Genomic DNA, 13,126 nt, shown 5'->3' on the forward strand with positions numbered 1-13,126 from the left:
ATCCTCCGCCAGCAACGGCGAAAAACGCCAATCCAGATAATCCTCCGGCCCACGCGCATAGTGCTGATAAAACCACTCCAGCGTGTCGTTCTCGAGCAGGTACCCCTCACCAAACAACAGCCGCGAATCATGCACCCGCGAAGCATCGGTCACCGGATAACACAACAACTGCGCCTTCGGCGCGATAGCCACCGTGTGCGGTTGCCGCACGGCCTGAATCGCCAGCACCGTCGCCAACGTGGCGCCCGCACTGTCGCCACCGAACGCAACGCGCGAACCATCCAGGCCGAGGCTCACAGCCTGTTCGGCCAGCCAGGCCAAAGCGTCCTCGCCATCCTCCAGCGCTGTCGGAAAGCGATGCTCCGGCGCCAGTCGATAACCGACCGAGAGCACCGCACACGGCGTGCGCTGGCAAAACTCGCGGCAGACGCCGTCGTGGGAATCCAGACTGCCAACGACAAATCCGCCACCGTGGAAATACACCAGCACCGGCAGCGGCGATTCAATACCTTTGGGCCGATACAAACGCAACGCCAGCGCCGCACCGTCACGGGCCTGTATTTCGATCTCGGTGACTTCAAGATCCTGCGGCGCCGGCCAGCGCAGTTGCGCGGTGGTCTGCTCGAAGGTGGCGCGGGCCTCGCTCGGGGTCAGTTGGTGCATGGCCGGCAGGCCGGCGTCCTGGCTGTCTTGAGCGAGGTCGAGAAAAGCTTCCAGATCAGGGTGTAACGACATCGTTAAAAATCCTTGTATCTGCAATAAGACGGGCGCGCCTGGGCAGCGCCCGCGCAAAAGGCCGGGTGATCAACCCACCCGCGCCATGCAATGTTCGATCAACGCTTCAAGCTCGCGCTGGTAATCGCTCATCAGCGCATCCATGGTGCCGGCGCGGTAACGCTGACTGCTGTAGATGCAGCGCAAGGCCAGTTGCCCGTCATAGACCTGGCCGACAATTTCCAGCCAGTTGCCCAGGTTCGCCTTGAGGCTGTAGTTGTCGCCGGTCTCTTCCAGTGCCGGCACCAGCAACGCCTGTTCATCGAAGCTCTGGTCGAACTGCCCGAGGTAGTTGAAGGTCACCCGTGCCTGCGGCAATGCAGCCAGTCGCGCGGAGACTTCCGGCCCGGCCAAATGACGCAACACGCCGTAGCCGATGCCCTTCTGCGGTACGCCCGCCAGTTGCGCCTGCACATCGATGATCGACTGGCCGATGTCGTCGCCGTCCGGGCGCAAACGCACCGGGAACATGCTGGTGAACCAGCCGAGGCTGCGGCTCAGGTCGATCGATTCGAAGAGGTCTTCGCGACCGTGACCTTCAAGCAGAATCAGCGCCGACGGTTGCTGACTCCAGCGGCACAGGGCGCGGCTGAGCGCCGACAGCAGCAAGTCGTTGATCTGCGTGCCGTACACCGCCGGGGCCTGTTTGAGCAGTTGTTCGGTGTGCTCGCGGGACAGCTTGAGCCGCGCCTGCGCCTGTTGCCGCACGAGGTTCTTGCCGCGCGGGTTGTCGCACGGCAGATCAACGCCGGGCTGATCCAGTTGCTCCAGCCAATAGCTCAATTCCTGCTCGGCAATCACCGGCGCCTGCGCCTGCAATGCCTCGGCAAACGAACGATAACTGCTGGTGCGAATCGGCAGTTGCGGCGCCAGCCCCTGCACGCACGCCTCATAAGCGACTTTCAGATCGTCGAGCAGAATCCGCCACGACACGGTGTCGACCACCAGGTGATGAATCACCACCAGCAACCGCGCCTGGCCATCCGGCAACGCCACATGCATGACCCGCCAGACCGGCCCGTCATCGAGTTTGAGGCTGCGCTGCGCGAGGTTGGCCAAGGCTTCGACCTCTTCGCTGCTTTGCGCTTCGCGGCGCCACAGCACAGCCTCGTCGGACGCGCTGCTGCTATAGCGCTGCAACCAGCGCCCGCCGTCGTTGGAAAAACGCAGGCGCAGCGAATCGTGATGTTGTTCGATCAAGCCCAGTGCCTGTTCCAGTGCATCAAGATCCAGCGGTTGACGTGCGCTGAGCAGCAACGACTGGTTGTAGTGATGCGCCTCGGCCATGCCTTCGGCGAAGAACCACTCCTGGATCGGCAGCAAATTGAACGCGCCCTCTGCGGCAACCTGAGTCAGGTCCGGCAGCGCTTGCCCGGCGCCCTCCTTCGCCACTTGCTGCTCGAGAATGCCGGCGATGGTCTGATAACGCATCAGATCACGCAGCTTCAGCTCCATCTGCAGCGTCGGGTGGTTTCTCACCCGCGAGATCACTTGCAGGCTGAGGATCGAATCGCCACCCAGTTCAAAGAAGTTATCGCTGATACCGACCTGCCCGACCTGCAACACTTGCGCCCAGATCTCGGCCAGCAAGGTTTCCTGCTCGGTACGCGGCGCTACATATTCGTCACTTTTGAACTCCGGCTCCGGCAAGGCCTTGCGATCGAGTTTGCCGTTGGGCGTGACCGGGAACGCGCTGAGGCAGACGATCTGCGCCGGCACCATGTATTCCGGCAGCGAAGCGCGCAGCCCGGCCTTGAGTTCATCGCCGATATCATCACCCGTGGCAGTGACCACGTAGCCGATCAGTTGCTTGCCGGAGGCATTGTCGCGGGCAATCACCAGCGCATCGCTGACCGCCGGCAACTGGCGCAGACTGGCCTCGACTTCGCCTAGCTCGATGCGGAAGCCACGCACCTTGACCTGATGGTCGATACGCCCGACGTAATCGACCACGCCGTCCGGGCGACGACGCACCAGATCGCCGCTGCGGTACAGGCGTTCGCCCGGGGCAAACGGGTTGGGCACGAAGCGCTCGCCGGTCAGATCGGGGCGGCCGTAGTAACCGCGAGCGACGCCGTAACCGCCGATGTACAACTCACCGGCAAAACCCGGCGGCAGCGGATTCAGATCGTCGTCGAGCACGTACAACGAACGCGCACCGACCGCGCGGCCGATCGGCGCATACGCCGCTTCGCAGTGCTGGCTGATGGCGACTTTCCAGAGCATCGGCGTGACCACGGTTTCGGTCGGGCCATAGCCGTTGGTGAAGAACTGCGGACGCAACGCGGCTTTGACCTGTTCGAAGGTCTGCTCCGGCACCGCATCGCCACCGAAGCAGTAGATGCGCACTGGCGGCGGCGCAATGCCGCTGGCGGCCGCGTACTCGGCCAGTTGCTTGAGATAGGCCGGCGGGAAGCAGGCGATGGTCACGGCGTAATCGTGCAGGGCCTGATAGGTCTGCTCCGGCGTCCACAAACAACCGTCGCGGATCACCAGACGACCGCCGCTGTACAGCGTACTCAGCCAGCGTTCGTGAGCGCCGTCGAAAGCGAAGGACATAAAGTGCAATTCGCAACTGCTGGCGTCCATTTCGTACAACTCGGCGATCGCCTGGCAGTGCATGCTCAGCGGGCCTTGAGTAACGGCCACGCCTTTCGGCCGTCCGGTGGAACCGGAGGTGTAAACCAGATAGGCCAGGCTCTGCTCGTGAACATCGCAGACCGGGGCAGCATCGCTGTAGAGACTGCGATCGAGTTGATCGATTTCCAGACGCCGCACGCCGTTAGGCGCCGGCAACGTCGCGCGCAGGCTGGTTTGCGTCAGCAGCAGGGCCATGCGCGAATCTTCGATCATGTAGGCCAGACGCTCCGGCGGGTAATCGATGTCCAGCGGCACGTACGCCGCACCGCTCTTGAGCACGGCGAGGAAACTCACCAGCATTTCCAGCGAGCGCGGCAACGCCACGCCGATCACCACTTCCGGCCCGGCGCCGTGGGCGATCAGGCACTGCGCGAGTCGATTGGCCTGCCGCTCCAGCTCTGCGTAGGTCAGGCTTTCGCCGGCGCATTGCACCGCGATCGCATCGGGTTGCTGTTGCGCATGACGGCTGATCAGCTCCGGCAGCAACTGCGGCGCGTGGCGGTGGGAAGGCTCGGCGCTCCAGGCCTGCGCCGCTTGCCATTGCTCGGCGGACAGACGCTGCAAGTTGCCCAGCCGCTCATACGGCGCGGCCATCATCGCCGCGAGGGTGTTTTCCAGGGTCAGGCGAATGCCTTGCACCGCCTCGGCGCTGAAGTGGCTGCGCAGGTACAGGTACTCGATCGACAACTCGTCGCCGAGCATCACCGCAAGGTCCATCGGCACGTTGGTCACACCGTGGCCGATGGATTTGCCGAAGGTCAGCTCGGTGTCGGTTTCTTCCTGCAAGCGCTCGTCGATCGGGAAGTTCTCGAACACCACGATGCTGTCGAACAGCGCCTGACCACCAAGGTTCGACCAGCGCTGCACATCGGCCAGCGGTGCCTGGGAGTAATCGCGAATGTCGAGGTTGTAGGCCTGCACTTCACCCAGCCAGTCGGCCAGACGCTGATCGGCCTGTGGGGTCTGAATGATCGGCAAGGTGTTGATGAACAGGCCGAGCATGTTGCCGACGTTCGGCAGACTTTCCGGGCGCCCCGATACGGTGGCGCCGAAGGTCACCGTCTGCTGACCGGTGTAGCGTTGCAACAGCAGCAGCCACGCGCCCTGGATCAGTGTGTTGGGGGTGATGCGCAGGTCGCGGCAGAACTCCAGCAGGCGTGCGGTTTGCGCCTTGTCCCAATTTGAATAGAGCGCATCGTGACCAGTAACGTCGGCACTATGACGCGGGTGCATCGCCTGACTCAGCGCGGTCGGTTCGTTGACCACCGCCAGACGCGCCTTCCAGAACAGCTCCTGGGCATCCTGATCCTGCGCCTGCAACCAGGCAATGAAGTCGCGATAGCGGCCATTTTCGCCAGTCACCTCGCCCGTGGAGTAGTACTGCAAGACCTCACCGAACAACCGCGAACTGCTCCAGCCGTCCATCAGGATGTGGTGGCTGGTCCAGATCATCTGGTACTGCTCATCGCCCAGCTGCAGCAGGGTCACCCGCTGCAATCGCGCTTCAGCCAAGTCGAAGCCCAGCGCACGATCAGCGCTGGCGAACTCGGCAATCGCCGCCTCGCTGCAGTCCTGCCCACGCCAATCGAGCACCTGCATCTGCAGCGGCGCCTGGCGATGGACGACCTGCAGCGGTTTGGCCAGGCCGTCCTGCCAATGGAAACTGGTGCGCAGGATCGCCTGACGCACAATGATGAACTCCCAGGCCCGGCGGAAACGCTCAACGTCGAGGCCCTTGATCGGCAGGCTGACCTGTTGCACGTAAAGGCTGCTGCCGTTATCCGACAGGGTGTGGAAGAGCATGCCTTCCTGCATCGGCGACAGCGGATAGACGTCTTCGATCAGCTCCGCCGGCACCGGCAAGGCATCGAGCTGCGCCTGATCCAGTTGCGCCAACGGGTAGTCGGCAGCGCTGGCGGATTGCGCGTCTGCATGCGAAACCACTGCGGCCAGTTTCTGCACGGTCTGCTGCTGAAACAGGTCTTTGGGCGTGAAGCAAATGCCCTGCTGCCGCGCGCGGCTGACCAGTTGAATCGAGATGATCGAATCACCGCCGAGGGCGAAGAAATTGTCGGTCACGCCGACCTGCTCGATCTTCAGAATGTCCTGCCAGACCTCGGCCAGCTGCTGCTCCAGCGGCGTCGACGGCGCGACGTAATCGCGTTGTGCCTGGCTGGCATCCGGTGCCGGCAAAGCCTTGCGATCAAGTTTGCCGTTGGGTGTCAACGGCAATTGTTCGAGGAACAGCCACTGCGCCGGCACCATGTAATCCGGCAGATGCGCCTTTAGCGCGGCTTGCAACTCAGCACTCAGCGCGTCCAGTTGCGCGGGGCTTTGATCGGCCTCGGCCGGTACCACATAAGTCACCAGTTGCTGGCCGCCAACGCCGTCCACCGCCAGCACCACGCCTTCGCGCACACTGGCATGGGCCAGCAGACGCGCCTCGATTTCACCCAGTTCAATACGGAAGCCACGCACCTTGACCTGATGGTCGATGCGGCCGACGTATTCGATACGGCCGTCGTCCATGAAACGCGTCAGGTCGCCGGTGCGGTACATACGCTCGCCGTTGCTCGCCAACGGGTTGGGCACGAAGCGCTCGGCGGTCAGGCCCGGGCGCAACAGATAGCCACGGGTGATGCCTTCACCGGCCAGATACAGCTCCGCTGCGATGCCGACTGGGGCTGCCTGCAATTGCTCATCGAGCAGGTACGCAGTGGTGTTGCGCAATGGCCGGCCGATATTGGCCTGGCCGCCGAGTTCGCGGCGGGTCCAGGTCGAATACGTGGTGTCTTCGGAAGGCCCGTACAGATCGTAAACGTGGGCGACCGAAGTCTCGCGGTACAAGGTGTCGACCAGCGCCTGCTTGAGCGGCTCGCCGGCCAGATTGATGATGCGCACGCCCGGCGGGATCTGGCCGATGCGTTGCAACGCGGCAATCGCCGACGGCACGGTGTTGATCAGGCGCACCTGATCACGCTCGGGCAAGTCCGCCAGCTCCAGGGCATTGCGCGCCATGACCATGGACCCGCCGCGCGCCAGGGTGACGAAAATCTCCCACACCGACAGGTCGAAGCACACCGACGTCGAGGCCAGCACGCCTTGCAGATCGTCCTCGCTGTAGACCTCGGCGGACCAGTCAATCAGCGCCTGTACGTTGCGATGGGCGATGGCCACGCCTTTCGGTTTGCCGGTGGAACCGGAGGTGTAGATCACGTAGGCCAGATTGGCCGAGTCGGCGCGCGCCGGCAGGTTGTCCGGTGCCTGCGCGGCGAACGCCTCGCCGCCGGCCTCGACCAGCACCACTTGCGCTTCGCTGGATGGCAGTTGCGCCAGCAACGCTTGCTGGGTCAGCAGGACTTTCGCCTGGCTGTCGTCGAGCATGTAGGTCACGCGGTCGGCCGGGTAGTCCGGGTCCAGCGGCACGTAGGTGCCGCCGGCCTTGAGCACCGCCATCAGGGCGATCACCAGTTCCGCCGAACGCGGCAGCGCCACGCCGACGCGCACTTCGGCGGTGACACCCAGCGTCACCAGATGCCGGGCCAACTGGTTTGCGCGGCGGTTCAGTTCGCCGTAACTCAGGGCCACGCCGGCATGACTCAACGCCAGTGCCTGCGGATGCGCCGCCACCCGTGCTTCAAAGCTCTGCGAGATCAAGCGCTCGGCCGGATAAGCCGCGTGATTGTCGTTCCACTGCGCCAGCGTCTGACGCTCGGCCAGCGGCAGCAGACCGATCTCGCCGAGTGCCCGTTGCGGCGCCTCGATAAATTGCTCCAGCACCTCACGCAGATGCGCGGCCAGAGCGAGCACGCTGCGCTCGGCAAAGTGCTCGGTGAGGTAGTTGAAATCGAGGTTGAGCACTTCGCTGGCGCCGGCAATCAGGGTCAGGCCGTAGTTGGTCTGTTCACGATGCTCCAGACCGGAAAAACGCAGCCCGCCCGGATTGGCCTCCAACGCTTCGGACACCGGGTAGTTCTCGAACACCAGCAAAGTGTCGAACAACGCTTCGCCACTCAATGCGGCCAGACGCTGAATATCCTGCAACGGCGTCTGTTCGTAGTCGCGCAGCAACAGGTTCTTGTCCTGCACGCTGCGCACCCAGTCACCGACGCTGAGGCTGGCCTGCGGGCTGGCGATCACTGGCAAGGTGTTGATGAACAGCCCCAGTTGCTCCTCAATGCCCGGCAAATCCACCGGCCGCCCGGAAACCGTAGCGCCAAACGCCACCGTGGCCTGGCCGGTGTAGCGCTGCAACACCAGCAGCCACCCGGCCTGCACCAGGCTGTTGAGGGTCACCTGTTGCTGACGGGAGAAGGCGTTCAGACGCTGGGTCAACGCTTCGTCGAAATGCAGCCGATGCATCTGTTTGCCCGGCCCCGGCACGGTGCGTCCGTGGCAGGCCGAGGCCAGTCGGGTCGGCTCGTCGAGTTCGGCCAGTTGCCCGCGCCAGAATTCCTGCGCCCCAGCCTTGTCCTGGCCCTGCAGCCAGACCAGAAAATCGCGATAGCGACCCTGCGCGCTCGGCACCGGCTGGCCGGCGTAATCCTGCAGCACCTCGCCGAACATCCGCGAGTTGCTCCAACCATCCATGAGGATGTGGTGGCAGGTGAAAATCAGTCGATGGCGATCGTCGGCAGTGCGCAACAGGCACAGGCGCAGCAGCGGTGGATTCTGCAGATTGAAGCCGCGCTCGCGGTCGGCCTGCGCCCGCGCCTCAAGCACCGCCGGCAGATCAGCGGCATCGCGCACGTCGATTTCCGGCATTTCCAGGGTCAGTTGGCGGTTGATCACCTGCAACGGTGCATCGAGGCCATCGCGGCCCCAGATGAAACCGGCGCGCAGCACTTCATGGCGATCGACCACCCCTTGCCAGGCTTGCTGGAACCGCGCAACGTCGAGGCCGTCGATGTCCAGCAGCATCTGATAGACGTAGGCGCTGGCGTCGGCGTCGTACAGGCTGTGGAACAGAATGCCCTGCTGCATCGGCGCCAGCGGATAGATGTCCTCGATGCGCTGGGCGGCAATCGGCAGGCTGTCCAGATGCGCCTGGGACAAACCGGCCAGCGGCACGTCGGACGGCGTGAGGCCGCCCGCATGGCTGAGGCAGTGGTCGATCAATTCGTTCAGTGCCACTTCGTAGGCGCGGGCCAGAGCGGCAATGGTCGCCTCTTCGAAAACGTCGCTGCTGTAGGTCCAGGTCAGGCTCAACTGGCCCTGATAAACCCGGCCATCGATGGTCAGCCAATTGGCCATCGGCGCGTTTGCGTCCTGACCGGCGCCCTTGTCTTCGGTGGCCGGCCGCCACAAGGCGTCTTCGTCGAAGTTGTTATCGAACTGGCCGAGGTAGTTGAACGTCACCTGCGGTTGCGCCAGTTCACGCAGCGCCGCTTGTGCGTCGGCGGTGCCGAGATAACGCAGCAAGCCATAGCCGATGCCCTTGTTGGGGATCGCGCGCAGTTGCTCCTTGATGCCTTTGATCGAGCTTTCCAGGCTGGCGTTTGGTGTCAGGCGTACCGGGAACATGCTGGTGAACCAGCCCACGGTGCGGCTCAAGTCGATGTCATCGAACAGGTCTTCGCGGCCATGGCCTTCGAGCTGCACCAACGCGCTGTCGCTGGCGGTCCACTCGCAGAGCACCCGCGCCAGTGCGGTCAGCAGCAGGTCGTTGACTTGAGTGCGGTAGACCGCCGGGGCCTGTTGCAGCAATTGGCGGGTACGTTCGGCGTCCAGCCGCGTGTCGACGCTGCGTTCGAAGCGGTTGTTCAATTGGCCCTGCGGATTATCCAGCGGCAAACCGAGCGGCGCATCGCGCAACTGTTCGCGCCAGTAGCTCAGTTCGCTGCCCAGCGCCGCGCTTCGCGCATGTTCTTGCAGGCGCACGCCCCAGTCCTTGAACGCGCTGGTCTTGGCCGGCAGATGCACGCGCTGTCCGCTGCTGATCTGCTGATAGGCGCTTTGCAGGTCTTCCAGCAGTATCCGCCACGACACGCCGTCGACCACCAGGTGATGAATCACCAGCAACAGACGCTGACTGGCGTCCGGCAAATCGATCAGCGCCGCGCGGATCAGCGGGCCGTTATGCAGGTCGAGGCTGCGTTGCAGGTCCAGGCACAGCGCTGGCAATGCCGCGCTGTCGTCCAGCGTAAAGCTGCGCAACAAGTCTTGTGGCTGATCCGCCGCGCCGTGGCTTTGCTGCCAGCCCTGCTCGGTTTGGCGATAACGCAGACGCAAGGCGTCATGCTGCTTTTGCACCTGCGCCAGGGCCTGTTGCAGCGCCGTGGCTTGCAGGGTTTTCGCCGGGGTCAGCAGGATCGACTGGTTCCAGTGATGCCGCGCCGGGATGTCGCTGTGGAAGAAATACTGCTGGATCGGCGTCAGCGGCGCGTCGCCAAGCACTTCGCCCTGCTCCGTCTGCACCGCGTCGCTCTGCTGCGCGACGGTGGCCAGACGCTGCACGGTCTGATGCTGGAAAATATCCTTGGGCGTAAAACGAATGCCGGCCTGCCGCGCGCGGCTGACCACTTGAATCGAAATGATCGAATCGCCGCCCAGCTCGAAGAAATTATCGTGAAGCCCGACCCGCTCGACCTTGAGCACGTCCTGCCAAATCTCCGCCAGACGCTGTTCCAGTTCGCTGCGCGGCGCCGCGTAGGCTTCTTGCACCTGCGCAACGTCCGGCTGCGGCAGTTGTTTGCGATCGAGCTTGCCGTTGGCGGTCAGCGGCAGTCGGTCGAGGAACGCCCAACTGACCGGGACCATATAATCCGGCAGGGTTTCGCGCAGGTGCAGCTTGATCGAATCACGCAGCGCGCCCTGCTCGTCCGCGTTCAATGTCTCAACCGGCACGACCCAAGTCGCCAGTTGCTGGCCGCTGAGGCCGTCCACCGCCAGCACCACCGCTTCGCGCACCTGTGGATGCTTGAGCAGTTGCGCTTCGATTTCGCCGAGCTCGATGCGGAAACCACGGATCTTCACTTGGTGGTCGATACGACCGATGTACTCGATCACCCCATCGCCGCGCAGGCGTGCGAGGTCGCCGGTACGGTACAGACGCTGGCCGGCCCTGCGGTTGAACGGATCGGGCACGAAGCGCGTGGCGCTCATGCCAGCCTGATTCAGATAACCACGAGCGAGACCGGCGCCAGCGATGTACAACTCACCGATGCAACCTTGCGGCACCAGGTTCAGCGAGCTGTCGAGCAAGTACCACGACAGGTCGACAATCGGCGCGCCGATCGGGCTGCTGTGATTGCTCTGCAGATCCGCCAGCGACAATGGCCGGTAAGTCACGTGCACGGTGGTTTCGGTGATGCCGTACATGTTGATCAGCGTCGGCGCGCGGTCGCCAAAACGCTCGAACCACGGACGCAGATTCTGTACTTCCAGCGCCTCGCCGCCGAACACCACGTAACGCAGGGCGTTGCTGCGGCTCGACTCGCAGGCGACCTGCATCAGCGGTTTGAATGCCGACGGCGTCTGGTTCAACACGGTGACGTTTTCATCGCACAGCAGCGTGTAGAAATCCTCTGGCGAACGGCTGACATCGTGGGGCACCACCACCAGTTTGCCGCCGTACAGCAGCGCGCCAAAAATCTCCCACACCGAAAAGTCAAACGCGTAGGAGTGGAACAGCGTCCAGCTGTCCTGCGCGCCGAAATCGAACCAGTGCGCGGTGGCGCTGAACAGGCGCATCACGTTGCCGTGCGGCAGCAAGGCGCCCTTCGGTTTGCCGGTGGAACCGGAGGTGTAGATGACGTAGGCCAGATTGTCCGGCGTGGTCAAGCATGGCGGGTTGCTTGCGATGCCGTGCTCCGGCGTTTGATCCAGATCGAGGCAGACCAGCCCCGGCGGAATCGGTAATTTCCCGAGCAAATGGCCCTGGGTCAACAGCAAGTGAATGCCGCTGTCGCCGATCATGTAGCTCAAACGGTCATCCGGGTAGCTCGGGTCCAGCGGCACATAGGCGCCGCCGGCCTTCAGCACCGCGAGAATGGCGACGATCATGTCCAGCGAACGCTCCACCGCAACGCCGACGCGCACGTCCGGGCCGACGCCCTGCTCGAGCAGCGTATGCGCCCACTGGTTGGCGCGGTGATTGAGTTCGGCGTAGGTCAGGCGCTGTCCTGCGAAGGTCACGGCCACCGCGTCGGCATGCCGCTCGGCCTGAGACTCGATGGCTTGCTGGATGCACTGGGTCAGCGGTTGTTCAATCAGCGGCGGATTCCATTGCGCCAACAGCTGTTGCTGCTGGCCAGCATCGAGCATTGGCAACTGGCCGATACGCTGGCTCGGCTCGGCGACGATCGCTTGCAACAGCGCGGTCCAGTGCTGCGCCAGGCGCTCGATGGTCGCTGCGTCGAACAGGTCAGTGGCGTACTTGAGCACCGCTTCGATGCCGTGGGCCTGTTCGGTGGTGTTGAGGGTCAGGTCGAATTGCGCGGTCTGGCTCTGCCATTCCAGCGGTTCGATGTTCAGGCCGTTGAGGCGTGTCGCGACGCTCGCGCGGCGCTCGGCCTGGTGATTGAACATGACCTGAAACAGCGGACTGTGGCTGAGGCTGCGGCCCGGTTCCAGCGCTTCGACCAGTTGCTCGAAGGGCAAATCCTGATGCGCCTGCGCCTCCTGCGCCGTCTGTTTGACCTGACGCAGCAGTTCGACAAACGGCTGCTCCGCGTCGATGTCCGCCTTGAGCACCTGGGTGTTGACGAAGAAGCCGATCAGGCGCTCGATTTCCACCCGGCCACGGTTGGCCACCGGCACGCCGACACGGATGTCGCTTTGCCCGCTGTAGCGATGCAGCAAGGCCTGAAACGAAGCCAGCAGCAACACGAACAGGGTGACGTTTTCCTGCCGGGCAAAGGCCTTGAGGGCATTGCTCAGCGCCGGATCAAGAATCAGGTTGTGGCTGGCGCCGGCGAAGCTCTGCTCGACCGCGCGCGGGCGATCCAGCGGCAGTTCCAGCACCGGTTGTTCGCCGCCGAGTTTTTCCTGCCAGTAGGCCAGTTGTCGCTCCTGCTCACCGGCCTCCATCCAGTGGCGCTGCCACAAGGCGTAATCGGCATATTGAATCGGCAGTGCCGGCAGACCGGCGTCGTGACCGAGGTTGAACCCGGCATAGAGCTGCACCAGTTCCTCGATCATCACTTGCAGCGACCAGCCATCGGAAACGATGTGGTGCAGGGTCAGCACCAGCACATGCTCAGCGGGGTTGACCTGTAGCAGCGCGGCACGCAGCAACGGGCCGTGCTGCAGGTCGAAAGTCTTCTGGCTCTGGGTCTGCACGAAAGCCTCGATCGAGTGCTCCGGGTCATGCGCCAGATCAGTGCTCAGGTGATGAATATCGAGGGTAAAAGGTCCTGCGGGCAGGACCACTTGCAAGGGTTGCGCGCTGTCTTGAGAGAACACCGTGCGCAAGGTTTCGTGGCGTTCGATCAGCGCCGCAATGCTGCGTTCCAGTGCCGGCACATCCAGCGGCCCTTGCAAGCGCAGGGCCGTCGGAATGTTGTAGGCCGCGCTGTGCGGTGCCCACTGCCAGAGGAACCACTGGCGCTGCTGAGCGTAGGACAGCAGCAACGGCTCTTCAGCCGTGCGCTTGAAAACCGGGGCAATGTCAAAGAGGTTGACGCCTTTCTGCTTGAGCAGAACCGCCAGAGCCTTTCTTTGCTTAGCCGAAAGTTGTCCTACCGACTCGATTAACTCTTGCACGCGTTTT

General features: G+C 63.5%; 2 protein-coding genes. Both read right to left on the minus strand.

Going from position 1 to position 13,126, the window contains the following annotated elements; translation table 11 throughout:
• On the minus strand, positions 1–735 hold a 735-nt coding region (locus D8U82_RS23510), incomplete at its 3' end, for an alpha/beta hydrolase (RefSeq protein WP_130903082.1).
• Between the two features lie 69 nt (positions 736–804).
• Complete coding sequence (locus tag D8U82_RS23515) at positions 805–13,119, minus strand: non-ribosomal peptide synthase/polyketide synthase (RefSeq protein WP_130903083.1); 12,315 nt, start codon at positions 13,117–13,119, stop codon at positions 805–807.
• Positions 13,120–13,126: the final 7 nt, after the last annotated feature.

The sequence above is a fragment of the Pseudomonas sp. Sample_23 genome, from assembly GCF_004307595.1.
In the GTDB taxonomy this organism is placed as follows: domain Bacteria; phylum Pseudomonadota; class Gammaproteobacteria; order Pseudomonadales; family Pseudomonadaceae; genus Aquipseudomonas; species Aquipseudomonas atacamensis.